We start from the raw sequence: 16441 nt of genomic DNA on the forward strand, positions 1-16441 counted from the left end.
TTTTCGGGCGGGCTTCAGCGGCGAGGGCCGCTCAGCCCTTGTCGTTGGCGGCGATGGCGGTGCGGTTGCGCACTTCGGCGATCATCGCCTTGACCACGCGGACGTTCACGCCCTGCGAGATCTCGACCATGGCCTCGGCGTCCTCAACGCGGGTCACTTTGCCGACCATGCCGTTCGACAGAACAACTTCGTCGCCGCGCTTGACGCCGGCGATCAGGGCCTGATGGGCCTTCATCCGCTTCTGCTGCGGACGGATCATCAGGAAGTAGAACAGGATGAAGATTGCGACGATCGGCGCGATCTGCACCACGATGGCCATCAGGCCGCCTTCGGAACCAGTAGGCATGGAAACTCCCCGAACCGGGCCGACCTTGAACGGGGGCCCCATAAGAAATTGAGGCGCGGAACCTAGGGCGCGCCGTGTCGATTTGCAACGCGGCCTGACGCCAAGGCGTCATGGACGATGCCGCCCGGACACGCCGGGCGGACATCATTAGCGTGGCAAGACGCCCAGCGGATCGACGGCGACAGGATCATCGCCGCGCATCTGGCGTGTCTCGAAGTGGATGGACGGACGACCGTCGCCCGCCGTCAGGCCGACCGTGCCGATGGCCTGACCTGCGCGAACCTCGGCCCCGTCGCGGACGGTGGCCGAGCCCAGATGGCCGTAAACCGTGCGCCAGCCGTCCTTGTGGACGATCAGAACCGTCAGCCCCTGCCCCACCAGGTCGTCGCCGACATAGGCCACGCGCCCAGCGGCGGCGGCCTTGACCTCGGTCCCGGCCGAGGCGCCGATGTTGACGCCGTTGTTGCGCTCGCCCATGCCCACCGGGCCGAAGCGGCGCAGGATGTCGCCGCGCACCGGCCACTGCATCGCCAGGGCCTGGCCCACGGCCGCGCCCTGCACCGGCGAGGCCGGCGTCGAGGACGTCACGGCAGGCGCGCGCGCGGGCGGCAGGGCGGCGTTGCCGCTGGGCGGAGGCGGCGGCGGAACTGCCCCGTTGTTCGGCGTCCGCACGCCGACCGGCGACGGGCCGGTGGCGTAGGGGTCCGAACCGGCGTCGACTGCGCTGTCGGGCAGGATGATGCGCTGTCCCGAGGAGATGGCGCCGCGCGGCCCCAGACCGTTCAGGTCGATCAGGGTCTGCACCGGCGTCTGGAAGCGCCGTCCGACGCCCGAAATCGTGTCGCCGGGCTGGATCACATAGGCGACGCCCGGCGTGACAGAGCCGCTGCTGGGCCGCGACGGCGGCGTGGTGGCGGGGGCGACGGGCGCGCTGGTCGACGGATAGGCCGGACCGCCGGCAGGCGGCAGGCCCCCGCCCTCGATGCTGCCCGACGGGGCACGCGGGCCCTGTTCCTCATAGGGGCGCGCGGGCGGCGGCGTCTGCGGCTGGGTCGGCTGGGCGTAATAGGGATTGTTGTTCGGATAGGCGCCCGGCTGCTGCGGCTGCGCCGGATAGGCGCCCTGCCCGCCGACCGGCATGGGCCGGGTCGAATAGCGCGGCTCATCTGGATAGGTCGAACACGCCGCGGCCGTCAGCGCCCCGCCGACGACGACCGCCGCCCTGATCCAGCCCGTGAAGCCGCCCATGCGCCCCTCCTTAACCTTGAATTGCCTTGGCTCCCGGTGTGCCCCGGATGCGCGGCCAAGCCAACCCGCCAAACGGCGCCAAAGTGGGGCGGAAAGGTTAACCGCGCGCCGAAGCACCGCCCCTACCCCTCCTTGGCCAATCCCTCGACCAGCGGCACGAAGCGCACTTCACACAGGCTTTCGCGACGGAAGCTGCCGTCGTCCTGGCCCGTATAGCGGTTCAGCATCTGCACCGAGCTGCGGCCAACCGGCGCGACCAGCACCCCGCCGGGCTTCAACTGTTTCAGTAGTTCGGTCGGTTCGTGCGGCGAGGCCGCCGTGACCATGATCCGGTCGAAGGGCGCCTGTTCCATCCAGCCCTGCCCGCCGTCGCCGTGACGGGTGAAGACGTTATCGACACCCAGCAGCTTCAGCTTGTGCTCGGCCTCACTCAACAAGCTCTTGTAGCGCTCCACCGAATAGACGAACCGCGCCAGTCGGCTCAGCACGGCGCACTGATAGCCGCTGCCGGTGCCGATCTCGAGCACGCGGTGGCGCGGCCCGACCTCCAGGGCCTGGGTCATCAGGCCGACGATATAGGGCTGGCTGATCGTCTGGGCGCAGTCGATCGGCAGGGCCTGATCTTCCCAGGCCTGATCCAGAAACTTCTCGTGGACGAACAGCGACCGGTCGATGGATTCCATCGCCTTCAGCACCCGCGCGTCGGTCACCCCCTGCCGCCGCAGCGACAGGATCAACCGGCCCGCACGGTCGTCCGACAGGCTCATGCGGCGACGGGTCCCTTGGGAGGCGCGCCGCCCAGCACCTTCTTCAGATCGTTGACGCTGCGCATGTGCGTCAGATCGATATGCAGCGGCGTGACCGAGATGCGCCCCTCGTCCATGGCCCGCAGGTCGGTGCCCTCGGCGTGCTCCTGCGGCGCGCCGCGGAAGGCCATCCAGTAGTAGTCGCGGCCGCGCAGGTCGGTGCGGCGGATGGCGTGCATCTCGCCGATGTCGCGGAAGCCCTGCTTCGTCACCTCGACCGCCTTGACCAGTTCCGGCGGCAGCTTGGGGAAGTTGACGTTCATGACCACGCCGTCCTCCCACTTCTGCTCCAGCAGCCGGGCGATGATGCCGGGCGCAAAGGCCTCGGCCGTCTCCCAATGGGCGACCACGTCGTCGTGGAACCGTTCCAGCGACTGCGACAGGGCGATGGAGCGGATGCCGAAGGCCATGCCTTGCAGGGCGCCCGCCACCGTGCCGGAATAGCTGACGTCCTCGCCGACGTTGTGGCCGCGATTGACGCCCGACAGCACCAGATCGGGCTTCTCGGGCATCAGGTCGTTGACCGCCAGGATGACGCAGTCGGTCGGCGTGCCGGTCACAGCGAAGCGCTTGTCGCCCAGCTTATTGACCCGCAGCGGCTCGGTCAGGGTGATCCCCCGCCCCTTGGCCGACTGCTCGGTCTGGGGCGCGACGACCCAGACGTCGTCCGACAGGGCGCGGGCGATCTTCTCAAGACATTCAAGGCCTTCCGCCTCGATGCCGTCGTCATTGGTGAGGAGGATACGCATTACCTGGAAACCGAACCCACCGTGGTCAGGCCGCCCATATAGGGCAGCAGCGCAGCCGGCACGGCGATCGAGCCGTCCTCCTGCTGATAGTTCTCCATCACCGCGACCAGGGTCCGGCCGACCGCCAGGCCCGAGCCGTTCAGGGTGTGCAGGAACTCGGTCTTCTTCTCGCCCGCGCGCTTGAACCGGGCGTCCATGCGCCGGGCCTGGAAGTCGCCGCAGTTCGAGCAGGAGCTGATCTCGCGATAGGTGTTCTGCGACGGCAGCCAGACCTCGAGGTCATAGGTCTTCTGCGCCGAGAAGCCCATGTCGCCCTTGCACAGCAGCACCTTGCGATAGGGCAGCTCCAGCGCCTGCAGCACCGCCTCGGCGCAGCCGGTCATGCGCTCGTGCTCGGCTTCCGAGTCCTCGGGACGGCAGATGGAGACCATCTCGACCTTGGAGAACTGGTGCTGGCGGATCAGACCGCGCGTATCGCGCCCCGCCGACCCGGCCTCGGCCCGGAAGCAGGGCGTCAGCGCCGTCAGACGCATGGGCTCCGCCACCTCGTCCTCGGCCAGGATCTGCTCGCGAACGAGGTTGGTCAGGGAGACTTCTGCGGTGGGGATGAGATAGCGAGGCTGGTCGATCATCAGAGTGTCGTCACCCCGAACCATGATCGTGTCAGCCTCCCAGTCCGCATTAACGCTGGCATGCTCTTTTAGCATCAAACCAGACACTTCGAGTCGACTGTCAGTTTGATCTGTGCCCCAAGGGATAGTCGAGCTTGCGAAGAAAAGGTCTTCTTCAAATTTGGGCAGTTGCCCCGTCCCAACCATCGCAGCTTTCCGTACCAGCAGCGGTGGGTTCACTTCCAGATAGCCGTTCTTGTCGGTCTGCAAGTCCAACATGAACTGGCCGATGGCGCGTTCTAGACGCGCCAACTGGCCCTTCAGCACGGCGAAGCGCGAGCCGGACATCTTGGCCGCAGCCTCGAAGTCCAGCAGGCCCAGGGCCTCGCCCAGATCGGCGTGATCCTTGGCCGGGCCCGTCGTGCGAGGCTCGCCCCACTTCAGGACCTCGACGTTGTCGTTCTCGTCCGCGCCGTCCGGCACGTTGTCCGCCGCCAGGTTCTTCAGCCCCGCCAGCAGGTCGCGCAGTTCGGCGCCCTTGGCGGCTTCGGCCTCGCCCGCGTCGGCGATGTCGGTCTTCAGCGTCTCGACCTCGGCCTTCAGCCGGTCGGCCTCGGCCATGTCCTTTTTGCCCATGGCGGCGCCGATGGCCTTGGAGGCGGCGTTGCGCTTGGCCAGGGCTTCCTGCCCCTTGGTCTGGGCGGCGCGCAGGTCCACGTCCAGCGCCAGAATGCGGGCCACGACCTCGGCGGCGTCATCCACCCCGCGCGACGACCAGCCTGCGACGAAGGCTTCGGGGTTGTCGCGGATGGCTCGGATATCGTGCATGGCGTCGCTCTTCGGGCGCTCGTTAAGGGAAGCCGAAGGCTGTAACGCCCCGCGCGGAGTCGGGCAAACCCCTAAGCGCTCTCTCCTCCGTCATCCTCCGACGCAGCGAAGCGGAGATCGGGGGACCCAGCGGCGCCGAAGGCGATCTTTCACGGCAGACGCGGTGCATGGGCCCCTCGCCCTGACGGGCGCCGCTGGGTTCCCCGGTTCCGCGCAGGCGCGGCCCGGAGAATGACGAAAGAGAGGGGATGTTAGCCCGCCCGGCTCGCCTTTAACCCGATCTCCACGCCGATGGCCTTGGACACCCAGTCGCCGCCCGCGTCGGACATCATGCCCAGATCCAGCGCCGTGCGATCCAGCTCCAGCTTGCCGGCCACGGTCGCGACGCCGTTCGCCTCGTCGAAGGTGAAGGGCAGGACCACAGGCACGGTCGCCGTCTTGATCCGCAGCGTGCCCGTCGCCTCATAACGGTTGCCGCCCAGGGCCTTAAACGCCGTCGCCTCGAACCGCGCCGTCGGATAAACGCTCGGGTCGAACCATTCGGCGCCGGTCAGGCTGCCTTCCTGGGTCGCGTCGCCCGTCCTGGCCGTGCCGGTCTTGACCAGAACCACCGCCTTGGAGCCCGCCAGATCGGCCGGGTCGAACCAGACCTGACCCTCCCACTGCTCAAACCGGCCCTTGAAGGCCTTGCCGGCGTGGGTTCCCGAGAACTCGATGCTCGAGGCCGCCTTGTCGATGGTCCAGGCCGTCGCCGTGCCTGGCTTGACCGCCGCCTCGGCCTGAGCGGGCGTCGCCGCGACGGCGGCTTCGGCCCCTGCTCCGTCCGCCAGCGGCACGGGTTTGGCCGCGATGCCGCCCGCCACGGCCAGGGCCGCGATGAAGCCCAGCCCCGCCAGACGCTCGGCCCTGCGGAGCAGGGGCTTCGGCTCCGGCGCGGTGCGGCCCTCGCCGTGCTTCAGCGCGGGGATCATGTGGGCCAGAACGCCGTCGCGATTGATGAACTGGTGCTTCAGAGCCGCCCCGACGTGCAGGGCGATCAGCACGACCGCGCCCCAGGCCATCAGGCTGTGCGCCCCCATGGCCTGATAAGCTACAGCGCGACGAACGCCCGCCGCTGCCTCGCCGATGAAGGGCAGATGCGGCACGGTGAACAGGCCGAACCAGCTCGTCGCCACGGCCAGCGGCGTATCCGTCGCCACAGCCCAGCCCGCCGAAACATAGAGCCATCCTGTCAAAGGCAGGGCCAGCATCAAGCCGTAGAAGGCCGCATGGGTCGCCCGCGCCGCGAACGTCTCCCAGGTCTTCATTTCCGCCGGCATCCCCGGCGTCCGGTGCGTCAGCCGCCAGACCAGCCGCAACGCCGTCAGCGCCAGGATCAGGAAGCCGACCGACTTGTGAATCTGGAACACGCGATAGGCCAGCGCCTGGCTGCCCGGCTCGTTGATCGCCTCGCTCATCCACCAGCCCATCGGGATCATGGCGATGATGGCGACGGCGATGGCCCAGTGCAGGGCGATGGCGACGGGGGTGTAGCGGCTGGGGGGCGCGGTCATGGCAAAACTCGCAAAACTCAAGAAAAACGGGCGGGCCCGTCCGGCCCCGCCCGCTCATTCATCCCGGCTTAGGCGGCCGGGGCGGCGGCCGGAGCCACCTGCTGCAGGAACTCGCCGTCGAAGCGGATGGTGGTCTCGTCGCCCACCGGACCGACCGGCATGCCGAAGTCCGAGCGCTTGAACTTGCCTTCAGCCGCGAAGCCGAGGGTCGGAACCTGCATGAAGGGGTGCTTCTCGATCTCGCCGCCGAACGTCGCGTCCAGCGTCACCGGCTTGGTCACGCCCAGGAAGGTCAGGTCGCCGTCACCTTGGCGGTGCGCGTGCCGGTCAGCTCGACCTTGGTCGACTTGAAGGTGATCTGCGGGAAGGCGCTGGCGTTCAGGAAGTTCTTGTTCTTGGCGATGTCCTCGCTCCAGCTCTTGAAGCCCGAGCCGGCGTGGGTGCCGGTGTAGTCGCCCGGATAGTTGGCGTCGACCGAGGCGGGGTCGATGCTGACCTCGACCGAGCTGTTGACCAGGTTGGCCGGGTCCAGCGTGATCTTGGCGTCAAACTTGTTGAAGCGCGCGGTGTAGTTGGAAATCGTGTTGTGGCCGATCGACCACTGCAGCGAGGCGTGGGTCGGGTCCATGACATAGACGCCGGCCGGAGCCTTCAGCTCGACTGGGGCGGTCGAGACGGCGGCGGCGGGGGCGCCCGACTTGTCGGCGGCGGGGCTGCAGGCGGCCAGCAGGGCGGCGGCCGAGACGGCCAGGATGGCGGCTTTGATCTTCATGGGGAGGACCTCGTTGAATGTTCAGGACTGGACACGAGGCCCAGATACGGTTCGTCTGCCCGTCGGCGCGCCGCTCGGACTGCAACAGTATAAGTTGCGATTGACGACCTTCAAGCCCCGTTCGTGCAAAAATGCGGATTGAGGTGCGCCCCGCGCGTCGCCCGCCTATCTTGCGACTCACATGCCCATTCGCCGCCTCCCCCCCGAAACCGTCAACCGCATCGCCGCCGGCGAGGTGGTCGAACGCCCCGCCAGCGCCATCAAGGAACTGGTCGAGAACGCGCTGGACGCGGGGGCTTCGCGCGTCGAGATCCAGGCGGACGGCGGCGGCCTAACCCGCATCCTGATCGCCGACGACGGCAAGGGCATTCCAAAAGACGAGTTGCCGCTGGCGGTCGAACGCCACGCCACCTCCAAGCTGGAGCCCGATGACGCGGGCGACGTGGACCTGCTGCGCATCCACACCCTCGGCTTCCGCGGCGAGGCCCTGCCCTCCATCGGTTCGGTCGCCCGCCTGACCATCACCACCCGCGCCCGCGACGAAGGCGACGCCCACAAAAACGAGGCATGGGCCGTGACCGTGGACGGCGGCGACCAGCGCCCGGTCGCGCCCGCCGGTTTCCCCGGCCCGCACGGCGCCCGGGTCGAGGTCCGCGACCTCTTCTACGCCACCCCCGCTCGCCTCAAGTTCATGAAGTCCGAGCGCTCGGAGGCCATGGCCATCTCGGAGGAGATCAAGCGTCAGGCCATGGCGCACGAAGCCGTCGCCTTCACCCTGTCGCTGGACGGCAAGGTGACGCTGCGCCTGCCCGCCGAGCATCCCGGCTTCGAGGGCCGGCTGAAGCGCCTCGGCGCGCTTCTGGGCCGCGACTTCGAGGCCAACGCCCTGCTGATCGATCAGGAGCGCGACGGCGTGCGTCTGTCGGGGTATGCGGGCCTGCCCACCTATTCGCGCGGCAATGCGGCGCACCAGTTCCTGTTCGTCAACGGCCGCCCGGTGCGCGACCGCCTGCTGCAAGGGGCCCTGCGCGGCGCCTACGCCGACTTCCTGGCCCGCGACCGGCACCCGGCGGCGGCCCTCTTCCTCGACATCGACCCGCTGTATGTCGACGTGAACGTCCACCCGGCGAAAGCGGAAGTCCGCTTCCGCGACCCCGCTCTGGTGCGCGGCCTGATCGTCGGCGCCCTGCGTCACGCCCTGCACGCCGCCGGCCACCGCGCCTCGACCACGGTCGCCGCCGACGCCCTGTCCGGCTTCCGCCCGCACACCGGAGAAGCGCTCCACAGCCCCTCCTCGCCCTCGGCCCAGTCGTTCGGCAATGCCGCTCCGGGTTGGAGCGGCTGGCAGGGCTGGTCGCAACCGGCCGCCGCCGCCCAGAACCTGCCGGGCCTCAACGAACGCTCCGCCCGCGTCGAACACACCTGGACGGGCGAAGCCGCCGCCCCCAGCTTCCGCACCCTGGGCGAGGTTCAGGCCGAACAGGCTGGTCAAATCGCGCCCGGCGCCCACGCGCCCGCCGACCTGATCGACTACCCGCTCGGCGCCGCCCGCGCCCAGCTGCACGGCACCTATATCGTCGCCCAGACCCGCGACGGCCTGGTCGTGGTCGATCAGCACGCCGCCCACGAACGCCTCGTCTATGAGCGGATGAAGACCCAGATGGCCAACGGCGCCGTCACCCGTCAGGCCCTGCTGACGCCCGAAGTGGTCGAACTGGACCCCGCCGAGGCCGACCGTGTCGCCGCCAAGGCCGAGGAACTGGCCGAGATGGGCCTGATCGTCGAGGCCTTCGGCGTGGGCGCGGTGCTGGTGCGCGAAACCCCCGCCCTGCTGGGCGACACCGATGTTCAGGGCCTGATCCGCGACATCGCCGACGACCTCTCCGAACACGGCGCCGCCCTGTCATTGAAGGAGCGCATGGCCGAGGTCTGCGGCACCATGGCCTGCCACGGCAGCGTCCGCGCCGGCCGCGTCCTCAGCGCCCCCGAGATGAACGCCCTGCTCCGCCAGATGGAAGCCACGCCCCACTCCGGCCAATGCAACCACGGCCGCCCGACCTATGTCGAGCTGAAGCTCAACGACCTCGAAAAGCTGTTCGGACGCAGATAGTTCAATGAGATATAGCGTCCTCTTCGTCTGCCTCGGCAACATCTGTCGCTCGCCCCTGGCCGAGGCCGCCTTTCGCGAAGAGGCCCGCCGCCTGAAGCTGGATGTCATCGTCGATTCCGCTGGCACCGGCGACTGGCACGTCGGCGAACCGCCCGACCCGCGCGCCCAGGCCGTGGCCCAAAAGCACGGCGTCGATATCTCCCCCCTGCGCGGGCGTCAGATAAAGCCCGCCGACTTCCGCCGCTTCACCCATGTTGTGGCTCTGGACGAGGACAACCTCGACAACCTGCGCCGCCTCGCCCCCGCCGACGCCACGGCCGAACTCAGCCTGCTGCTGGATCATGTCGAGGGCCGCGAGGGCCAGCCGGTCGCCGATCCCTATTTCGGCGACGCCGACGGCTTCGACATCACCTGGGCCGATGTCACGGCGGGCGCGCGCGGACTGGCTCACAAGCTGCGCCGAGGCGATTGAAACCCGACCACAGGGCCTCTATCTCTCGCCGCTCACCTGTTGGGACTGTTTATGTCTGAGAATGTGTTCACGGCCTGAGGCCCGGACGCTGAAACTCGTCCGAGGCCGCTCGTAACGCCCCGCGTCTGAATGATCGACGCCGGGCGCATGCTGACGCCTGTCCCGGACAATCCGAAATGAACATCTCCCGTGCGGAACAACGCACGCTCCACGCCCTGGCCCAGGGCGGTCGCATCCTGCTGGAACGCGACGAACAGGGTCGCACCATCGCCGCCCGCTGCTTCACCCGCGAAGGCTGGGTGCTGGACGGCTGCGATCTCGAGCAATGGCGCAGCCTGAAGCGCAAGGGCGTCATCAAGTCGCGAAACGGCGGCCCCTATGTCGTCAATCGCGACGGGCTGTGCCGCCTGCGCAGCCAGCTGGACAACCGCACCTCAGGTCGCGGTTTCTGACGTCTTGAAGGAAGGAAGCGCGCGACGATCATAGCGCGCTTCCTGATCCTCAGGGTTTCAGCGCAGCCGCCATGAAGGCCGTCACCTTGGGCCAGGCGTCCTGACGCGCCGCTGCGTCCGCCTCGGGCGAGCCGCCGCTGCGCGAGCTTTCGCGCGGTCCGCCGTCGCCGACCAGATCATGGCCCGCCTCGGGATAGATCAGGGCCGTCGTCTCGCGTCCCGCCGTCTCTCGGGACGCCACGATGGCGCGCGCCGCCGCCGCCGAATCCCACTGCGCGTCGCGCCCGCCCGCGATCAGGATCAGCGGCCCGGCATAGGTCTCGACCGGGATACGCGCCTCGGCCTCCTTCTCCGGATGATCAGCCCGCCCGTTGGCGTGGATGGCGCGCAGATCGGCCTGGCCCGGCCCGGCCATCAGCCCTTCGACAAACCCGCGATAGGGCATGAAGGGCAGCGGCTGGCCCGCGAACGAGAACGAGGACCGCGTCCCCTCGGCCTCCACCATCTCCAGGCCCCAGCCCTCCCAGACGACGTCCGTGGGCGCATAGGCGACGACCGCATCGATCCAGTCGTAGCGGCTGGCCGCGATCAGGGCGAACTCCGCCCCCTTGGAGGCGCCGAACAGGCCGAACCGCTCGACATCAACGCCCGGCATCCCGCGCAGCGCGTCACGTAACTCCGCCAGTTGGTCCACCCGAATGTCAATGAAACTGCCTGCGATCTCTGACAGGGCCTTGGGCGGCCCGTACTCACCCCAGTCCGGCGAATAATAGGGCAGCCCCACCGCCGCATAGCCCATCCCGGCCAGGATCGGACCGAACCGGTCGCCCGCCTCGGTCCCGCCGTCCGCGCCATGCAGGATGACCACCACAGGTCGAGAGCCTTGGCCCGCCTCGACATAGACCTTGGCGTGGGGAAAACCTGGCACCGGCGACGACGCTGTCTGGGCCCACCCCAGTCCCGGCGCCAGCCCTATGGCCAGTGCCGCGCCGATCAGCGCGCGCCGTTCAATCCGCCCAAACATGACACCCTCCGCGTCCGCCCAGAGACAGACGCCATGGGTATCAGCGTTCGCTTCTCAGGAACAGCACGCGAGCCGCGCCATAGTCGCGCGTATCCAGACGCTCGTAGCCGGGCGTGTCGATGTCGGGTTCGTCCGAGCCGCGCTCGAACACCACGATGGCGCCGGGCTTCAGCCACTGGCCTTCGCGCAGCCGCTCCAGCGTCTGCTCGCCCAGCCCCTTGGCGTAGGGCGGGTCCAGGAAGGCGATGTCGAAGGCCTCGCCCACCGATCCCGGACGCTCCCCAAGGTCGGTCGCGCTGCGGCGATGCACTCGCCCGCGCCCGAACAGGCCATAGGCGTCCATGTTCTCGCGGATCACGCCGCGCGCGCCGTCGTCGATCTCGACGAACAGGGCGAAGGCCGCCCCGCGCGACAGGGCCTCGAACCCCAGGGCGCCCGACCCGGCGTAGATGTCCATGACCCGCGCCTCGTGCAGGCTTTCGCCCCACGACGCGTGTTCCAGCACGTTGAAGATAGCCTGACGCGCCCGATCCGAGGTCGGACGCGTGTTCTGGCCCTCGGGCGCGAGGATGGCGCGCCCCTTCAGGCTGCCCGCAACGATCCGCATGGCTTAGCCGCGCGGTCCGCCGCGACCGCCCGAAGGCTTGCCGCCGAAGGGTTTGCCGCCGCCGGGACGCGAACCGCCACCCGGCTTGCCGCCGAAGCCGCCGGGCTTGCCGCCCGAACGCGGCGCGCCGTCACGCGGCTTGAAGTCCCGCTGGGGACGGTCGCTCGTCCCCCCTTCGCGCGGTTTGAAATCGCGCTGCGGACGATCGCCGAAGCCGCCTTCACGCGGCTTGAAGTCGCGCTGCGGGCGGTCGCCGCCCGAACGGGCGCCGTCGCGGGGCTTGAAGTCCCGCTTCGGCCGGTCGCCGAAACCGCCCTTGGCGCTGTCGCGCGGCGCACGGCGGTCGTCAATGAGCTGCGGTTCGCCTCGGTTGAAGGGCTTGCGCGGACGCTCCGACCACTCGCCGCCCTGGGCCGCTTCCGGCCGGGCGCGCGGCTTGAAGGTCTTGGTGTGCTCGAACTTCGGCGCGGCCTTGGCCCAGCCTTCCTTCTTGGCGGGACGCTCGCGGCGATCGACGGCGTCGGCCTGCGCCGCCGTGGCGGCGCGGACGCGGCTGGGCTTACGCGAGGGATCGGACAGGGCCGAACCCGACTTGCCCGTCACGATCGGCGAAGAAGTGCGACGGCCTGGGATCGGCGCGGGCGTCGAAACCGTATTGCCGGTCGGCAGGTTCTCGGGCCGGATATGGTCGGCCAGCATTTCGCGGATTACGCGCGGACCGACTTCCTCGACCGCCCCGACCGGCAGGGTGCCCAGTTGGAACGGGCCATAGGCCAGACGGATCAGGCGGTTCACGGTCAGGCCGACCGATTCCAGAACCTTGCGGACCTCGCGGTTCTTGCCTTCGGTGATCGACACGCTGAGCCACAGGTTGGCCGAGCTGCGCTCGCCGTCTTCCTTTTCCTTGGCCTTGTCGATGGTCGCCTCGATGGGACCATAGTGGACGCCGTCGACGGTGCAGCCGGTCTTCAGCTTGTCCAGTTGCTCCTGGGTGATGCGACCGCGCGCGCGGGCCCGGTACTGACGCACCAAGGCGCTTTCGGGCAGTTCCAGCGCCCGGCTCAGCTCGCCGTCGTTGGTCAGCAGCAGCAGGCCTTCGGTGTTCAGGTCGAGGCGCCCGACCGAAATCACGCGCGGCAGGCCGCTGGGCAGGGCGTCGAACACGGTGGGGCGGCCCGCCGGATCGTTGTGGCTGGTGATCAGGCCGGCGGGCTTGTGATAGCGCCAAACCCGCGTCGCCTGGGCTGCGCCCATCGGCTTGCCGTCGATGGTGATCACATCGTCGCGCGTCACCAGGGTGGCCGGCGTGTCCAGGATGCGGCCGTTCACCGCCACCTTGCCCAGACCGATCAGGCGCTCGACCTCGCGGCGCGAGGCGATGCCGGCGCGAGCCATGGCCTTGGCGATTCGCTCGCTGCGCAGCGGGGCGGCCGGTTCCTTGGCGCCTTTCGGGCCGCCCTTGCCAGCGCCCTTCACAAAAAGCTTGTCGCCGCGATCGTCCTTGCGATCGCCGCGCGGCGGGCCTTTCCGGTCTGCGAAGCCGCCCTTGTCCGGGCGCGCGTCGGCGAATTTACGGGGGCCGCGCGGGCCGTCGTCTTGACGGGAGCGGGGCTTCTTGTCGTTGTCTTTGGGATGGCGATCCATGATGAGCGGTTCATGAGCATGGCGCTCGACTTGGCGCAAGCTGCGGCGCAAGCGGGCGAAGTGCCCGTGGGTGCCATAATTGTCGACGAAACGACCGGCGAAGTGCTGGGACGCGGGCAAAACGGCCCCATAACCGCGCATGATCCGACCGCTCATGCCGAGATCGTGGCTTTGCGCGATGCTGCGGCAAAGTTGCAGAATTATCGCCTTACGGACCTCACCCTCTATGTGACGCTGGAACCCTGCGCCATGTGCGCGGGCGCCATCAGCCACGCCCGCATCGGCCGCGTCGTCTGGGGCGCCGACGACCCCAAGGGCGGGGCCGTGATCCACGGCGGCCGCTTCTTCGATCAGCCGACCTGCCACTGGCGGCCCGCCGTCGAGGGCGGCATCATGGCCGAGCCTGCCGCCGAGACCCTGCGCGCCTTCTTCCGGGCGCGGCGTAACGGCGGAACGCGAAGCGCAACCGGGCGTTGACCGAATAAGCTTAGCAAGAGAGGCGCCCGACTTGGAAAATCGCCGACTGATCGCCTCGCTGGGTGCCGTTCTTGTCGCCCTCCTGGCCGCTTGCGCCCCGGAACCGCGCAACGCCCCGACCAGCGGCGATCAGGTTCGTGATCGCGCCATCGAGGCCCAGACCGCCCGCCGTCGCACCGGTGCCGAGATCCAGGACAACGCCATGAATCGCGTCGTTCGCGCCGTCTATCTGTGCAACAATAGCGAGCGCCTGACCGTCGACTTCGACAATCCGCGCCAGATGGCGACTGTGCGCACGTCCAGCGGCGAAGCGGTGGACCTGTATCAGGAACGCGCCGCCTCCGGCATCTGGTATCGGGCCAGCGGCCACGACCTGCGCGGCAAGGGCGATCAGGCCGTCTGGACCGCCGTCGGCCACGAACCGGCCCACTGCCGAGCGGTGGATTAGGCGAAGGCCGCCAGCCGTTCGTCCAGCCCGCGACGCACCTCGGGCCAGTCTTCATCCAGAACGGCGAACTGGGCCGTATCGCGCACCCGCCCGGTCCAGGTGATCTTGTGCTTGCGCAAGACGCCCTCGTCGCGAGCGCCCAGCTTGCGAATGGCGGCGGCGCTGGCGGCGTTCAGGGCGTCGGTGATGATCTCGACCCGCACCGCGCCGCTGGAAAAGGCGTAGTCCAGCAACAGCCGCTTGCACGCCGGATTAACCGGACCGCCCCGCGCGTCGGACCGATAGAAGGTCGAGCCGACCTCGCAGCGCCGATGCTCGGGCTTGATTTCATAGAGGCTGGTCGTGCCGACCACCGCCCCGTCGCTCAACCGCCGCACGGCATAGGCGATGCGCGAGCCGCTGGCCATCCCCTTGAGCGCCGCCGCCCACCAGCCGTCGAAATGCTGGCCGCAAGCGGCGCTGACCATGCCGTTCCAGGCCTCGGGATCGCAATCCAGCGCCGCCCTCACCTCGCCCTCCAGCGCCGCTGTGAACGGCTCCAGCCGGACAAAGCGATCCTCAAGAACGACGGGGCTCAGCTTCACGCGGCCGCGCCTTCCTCGATCAGGAAGGCCCGCACCGCCTCGGCGTCCACGTCCTTGTCGGTGAAGGTGTCGCCAATGGCCCGAGCCAGGATCAGGGTCAGTCGCCCGCCCTCGGCCTTCTTGTCTCCCGCCATCCGTCCGATCAGGGCCTCGGCGCTGAAAACCTGATCCACGTCGGCCAGCCGCGTCGGCAGGCCCGCCGCCTTGATCCCCGCCTCGGCCTTGTCGGCGTCCGCCGCCGAACACAGCCCCTGACGCGCCGAGAAACGGAAGGCCATGGCGCAACCCAGAGCCACCGCCTCACCGTGGGTCAGAGCGTCGCCGAAGCCGAGCTCGGCCTCCAACGCATGGCCGAAGGTGTGGCCCAGGTTCAGCAGGGCGCGCCGCCCCGCCTCCTTCTCGTCTTCGCCGACAATCTGGGCCTTGATCTCGACCGAGCGGATCACCGCCCGCCCCAGGGCGTCAGGGTCGCCCTTAGCGCCCACAGCCCCCCCAGAAGGCGACGTGTCGCCCAGCCAGTCGAAAAAGGCCGCGTCGCAGATCAGCCCGTGCTTCAGCACCTCGGCCCAGCCCGAGCGCACCTGCCGCGCCGGCAGGGTGGCCAGGGCCTCGATGTCGGCCAGCACCAGCCGCGGCTGATGGAAGGCGCCGATCAGGTTCTTGCCGCGCGGCGTGTCGATGGCGGTCTTGCCCCCGACCGAGGAATCCACCTGAGCCAGCAGGGTCGTCGGGACCTGCACGAAGTCGATGCCGCGCATGAACAGGGCCGCAGCCAGTCCGGCCAGATCGCCCACCACCCCGCCGCCCAGGGCCACCACCAGGCTCTTGCGGTCCAGCCCCTCGGCCAGCAGCCGGTCCAGCACGGCCTCCAGTTGCTCGAACGACTTGGACGCCTCGCCCGCCGGAACCGTCACGATCCCCGTCGCCAGCCCCGCAGCCTCCAGCGACGCGCGCACCGTCTCGCCGTGAATGGCCGCCACCGTCTCGTCGCTGACGATGAAGGTCTTGGTCGGTTTCAGGGCCGCGACGCGCGCGCCGGCCTCTTTCAGCAGACCGCGTCCGACTACGACCTCATAGGCGGCGAAGCCCTCGCCTCCGACCGGGATCGTCGTCGTCATTTCTGGCTCTCCTCGCGGGCGTGGCGCCGCAGTTCTCGATAGATCGCTTCGACCGCCTGGCCGTGCGAGCCGCCGCCGACCTCCACCGTCAGGTCGGCCTCGGCGTAGATGGGGTATCGGGCCTCGGCTAACTGGGTCAGGGCCTCGAGCGGATCGCGGCCGCGCAACAGGGGCCGGGTGTCGCGGCGCTGCACCCGTTCGGCGATCACCTTCAGGTCAGCGCGCATCCAGACGCTGACCGAGTGCTTCTTCATCAGCGCCCGTGTCTCGGGGTTCATCATGGCCCCGCCGCCGGTCGCCAGCACGATGGGCGGTCCTTCCAACAGACGGCGCATGACCCGCGCCTCGCCGGCCCGGAACTCAGCCTCGCCCCGGCTGGCGAAGATCTCGCTGACCGTCATGCCGGCCGCCGCCTCGATCTCATGGTCGCCGTCGTAGAACGGCAACCCCAGCCGCTGCGCCAGTCGGCGTCCCACGGTCGATTTGCCCACGCCCATCAGCCCCACCAGGGTTATGGTGCGGTCGGGCGTCAAGGACGGCGACAAGGGCGAGGAATCGGGCGAGGCGTCGGCAGGCATGGTCCCTACAGTCT

17 protein-coding genes and 1 pseudogene are annotated in these 16441 nt (G+C 69.1%); 5 read left to right on the forward strand and 13 right to left on the reverse strand.

The genetic code is table 11. From position 1 onward, the window contains the following. Positions 1-31: 31 nt before the first annotated feature. The 7 genes and pseudogenes from yajC to ACREEF_RS01410 all read right to left on the reverse strand — a co-directional run bounded on the left by yajC (position 32) and on the right by ACREEF_RS01410 (position 6913). Positions 32-346, reverse strand: coding sequence for a preprotein translocase subunit YajC (gene yajC / locus ACREEF_RS01380; RefSeq protein WP_292082982.1), 315 nt, complete (start codon positions 344-346; stop codon positions 32-34). A gap of 147 nt (positions 347-493) precedes the next feature. Further along, positions 494-1594 (reverse strand): peptidoglycan DD-metalloendopeptidase family protein, encoded by a 1101-nt coding sequence (locus ACREEF_RS01385; RefSeq protein WP_431563823.1) that lies wholly within the window; start codon positions 1592-1594, stop codon positions 494-496. Between the two features lie 122 nt (positions 1595-1716). Continuing rightward, a complete protein-coding gene (locus ACREEF_RS01390) occupies positions 1717-2361 on the reverse strand; it encodes a protein-L-isoaspartate(D-aspartate) O-methyltransferase (RefSeq protein ID WP_431563824.1) in 645 nt (214 codons plus the stop codon). Next, positions 2358-3149, reverse strand: coding sequence for a 5'/3'-nucleotidase SurE (gene surE, locus ACREEF_RS01395; RefSeq protein ID WP_431563825.1), 792 nt, complete (start codon positions 3147-3149; stop codon positions 2358-2360). The genes ACREEF_RS01390 and surE overlap by 4 nt, the downstream gene beginning before the upstream one ends. Further along, entirely contained in the window at positions 3149-4588 is a 1440-nt protein-coding gene (gene serS / locus ACREEF_RS01400; protein WP_431563826.1) for a serine--tRNA ligase, read from the reverse strand. The genes surE and serS overlap by 1 nt, the downstream gene beginning before the upstream one ends. Positions 4589-4839: 251 nt before the next feature. Beyond that, positions 4840-6141, reverse strand: coding sequence for a cytochrome b/b6 domain-containing protein (locus ACREEF_RS01405; protein WP_431563827.1), 1302 nt, complete (start codon positions 6139-6141; stop codon positions 4840-4842). Between the two features lie 68 nt (positions 6142-6209). Next, a pseudogene (locus tag ACREEF_RS01410) lies at positions 6210-6913 on the reverse strand (YceI family protein). 181 nt (positions 6914-7094) lie between these two features. Between ACREEF_RS01410 and mutL the strand changes: the two are divergent. From mutL to ACREEF_RS01425, 3 genes are all read left to right on the forward strand, one after another. Beyond that, entirely contained in the window at positions 7095-9023 is a 1929-nt protein-coding gene (gene mutL, locus ACREEF_RS01415) for a DNA mismatch repair endonuclease MutL (protein ID WP_431563828.1), read from the forward strand. Positions 9024-9027: 4 nt separating this feature from the next. Further along, entirely contained in the window at positions 9028-9495 is a 468-nt protein-coding gene (locus ACREEF_RS01420) for a low molecular weight protein-tyrosine-phosphatase (protein ID WP_431563829.1), read from the forward strand. A gap of 176 nt (positions 9496-9671) precedes the next feature. Continuing rightward, positions 9672-9947 (forward strand): YjhX family toxin, encoded by a 276-nt coding sequence (locus tag ACREEF_RS01425; protein WP_431563830.1) that lies wholly within the window; start codon positions 9672-9674, stop codon positions 9945-9947. Positions 9948-9996: 49 nt separating this feature from the next. Here the strand turns inward: ACREEF_RS01425 and ACREEF_RS01430 are convergent, their stop codons facing one another. The 3 genes from ACREEF_RS01430 to ACREEF_RS01440 are packed head-to-tail and all read right to left on the reverse strand — an operon-like array spanning position 9997 to position 13222. Beyond that, complete coding sequence (locus ACREEF_RS01430) at positions 9997-10971, reverse strand: dienelactone hydrolase family protein (protein ID WP_431563831.1); 975 nt, start codon at positions 10969-10971, stop codon at positions 9997-9999. A 40-nt stretch (positions 10972-11011) separates the two neighbouring features. Then, the gene (rsmD, locus tag ACREEF_RS01435) at positions 11012-11578 is read right to left on the reverse strand and encodes a 16S rRNA (guanine(966)-N(2))-methyltransferase RsmD (RefSeq protein ID WP_431563832.1); all 567 of its coding nucleotides are present in this window, start codon (positions 11576-11578) and stop codon (positions 11012-11014) included. A 3-nt stretch (positions 11579-11581) separates the two neighbouring features. Next, positions 11582-13222, reverse strand: a complete 1641-nt coding sequence (locus ACREEF_RS01440) for a pseudouridine synthase (protein WP_431563833.1) — start codon at positions 13220-13222, stop codon at positions 11582-11584. Between the two features lie 12 nt (positions 13223-13234). Between ACREEF_RS01440 and tadA the strand changes: the two genes are divergently transcribed. Next, positions 13235-13699 carry a tRNA adenosine(34) deaminase TadA gene (gene tadA / locus ACREEF_RS01445; protein WP_431563834.1) on the forward strand — a complete coding sequence of 155 codons (465 nt, stop codon included), beginning with the start codon at positions 13235-13237 and terminating at the stop codon, positions 13697-13699. 31 nt (positions 13700-13730) lie between these two features. Continuing rightward, positions 13731-14147 (forward strand): MliC family protein, encoded by a 417-nt coding sequence (locus ACREEF_RS01450; protein WP_431563835.1) that lies wholly within the window; start codon positions 13731-13733, stop codon positions 14145-14147. On the opposite strand, the gene ACREEF_RS01455 is transcribed toward ACREEF_RS01450, so the two are convergent. The 3 genes from ACREEF_RS01455 to ACREEF_RS01465 are packed head-to-tail and all read right to left on the reverse strand — an operon-like array spanning position 14144 to position 16427. Beyond that, positions 14144-14731 carry a GNAT family N-acetyltransferase gene (locus tag ACREEF_RS01455; RefSeq protein WP_431563836.1) on the reverse strand — a complete coding sequence of 196 codons (588 nt, stop codon included), beginning with the start codon at positions 14729-14731 and terminating at the stop codon, positions 14144-14146. The genes ACREEF_RS01450 and ACREEF_RS01455 overlap by 4 nt on opposite strands. Beyond that, entirely contained in the window at positions 14728-15849 is a 1122-nt protein-coding gene (gene aroB / locus ACREEF_RS01460) for a 3-dehydroquinate synthase (RefSeq protein ID WP_431563837.1), read from the reverse strand. The genes ACREEF_RS01455 and aroB overlap by 4 nt, the downstream gene beginning before the upstream one ends. Continuing rightward, positions 15846-16427, reverse strand: coding sequence for a shikimate kinase (locus ACREEF_RS01465; protein WP_431563838.1), 582 nt, complete (start codon positions 16425-16427; stop codon positions 15846-15848). Before ACREEF_RS01465 ends, aroB begins: the two co-directional genes overlap by 4 nt. Between the last annotated feature and the right edge of the window lie 14 nt (positions 16428-16441).

This window comes from Brevundimonas sp., from assembly GCF_050729455.1.
Taxonomy (GTDB): domain Bacteria; phylum Pseudomonadota; class Alphaproteobacteria; order Caulobacterales; family Caulobacteraceae; genus Brevundimonas.

Excerpts from the sequence above, each read along its gene's own strand:
- ACREEF_RS01430 (WP_431563831.1), bottom strand. The coding sequence starts at position 10,971 with ATGTTTGGGCGGATTGAACGGCGCGCGCTGATCGGCGCGGCACTGGCC.
- tadA (WP_431563834.1), top strand. The coding sequence starts at position 13,235 with ATGAGCATGGCGCTCGACTTGGCGCAAGCTGCGGCGCAAGCGGGCGAA.
- ACREEF_RS01390 (WP_431563824.1), bottom strand. The coding sequence starts at position 2,361 with ATGAGCCTGTCGGACGACCGTGCGGGCCGGTTGATCCTGTCGCTGCGG.
- ACREEF_RS01405 (WP_431563827.1), bottom strand. The coding sequence starts at position 6,141 with ATGACCGCGCCCCCCAGCCGCTACACCCCCGTCGCCATCGCCCTGCAC.
- surE (WP_431563825.1), bottom strand. The coding sequence starts at position 3,149 with ATGCGTATCCTCCTCACCAATGACGACGGCATCGAGGCGGAAGGCCTT.
- ACREEF_RS01440 (WP_431563833.1), bottom strand. The coding sequence starts at position 13,222 with ATGGATCGCCATCCCAAAGACAACGACAAGAAGCCCCGCTCCCGTCAA.
- mutL (WP_431563828.1), top strand. The coding sequence starts at position 7,095 with ATGCCCATTCGCCGCCTCCCCCCCGAAACCGTCAACCGCATCGCCGCC.
- ACREEF_RS01425 (WP_431563830.1), top strand. The coding sequence starts at position 9,672 with ATGAACATCTCCCGTGCGGAACAACGCACGCTCCACGCCCTGGCCCAG.
- ACREEF_RS01420 (WP_431563829.1), top strand. The coding sequence starts at position 9,028 with ATGAGATATAGCGTCCTCTTCGTCTGCCTCGGCAACATCTGTCGCTCG.
- rsmD (WP_431563832.1), bottom strand. The coding sequence starts at position 11,578 with ATGCGGATCGTTGCGGGCAGCCTGAAGGGGCGCGCCATCCTCGCGCCC.
- serS (WP_431563826.1), bottom strand. The coding sequence starts at position 4,588 with ATGCACGATATCCGAGCCATCCGCGACAACCCCGAAGCCTTCGTCGCA.
- ACREEF_RS01465 (WP_431563838.1), bottom strand. The coding sequence starts at position 16,427 with ATGCCTGCCGACGCCTCGCCCGATTCCTCGCCCTTGTCGCCGTCCTTG.
- aroB (WP_431563837.1), bottom strand. The coding sequence starts at position 15,849 with ATGACGACGACGATCCCGGTCGGAGGCGAGGGCTTCGCCGCCTATGAG.
- yajC (WP_292082982.1), bottom strand. The coding sequence starts at position 346 with ATGCCTACTGGTTCCGAAGGCGGCCTGATGGCCATCGTGGTGCAGATC.
- ACREEF_RS01385 (WP_431563823.1), bottom strand. The coding sequence starts at position 1,594 with ATGGGCGGCTTCACGGGCTGGATCAGGGCGGCGGTCGTCGTCGGCGGG.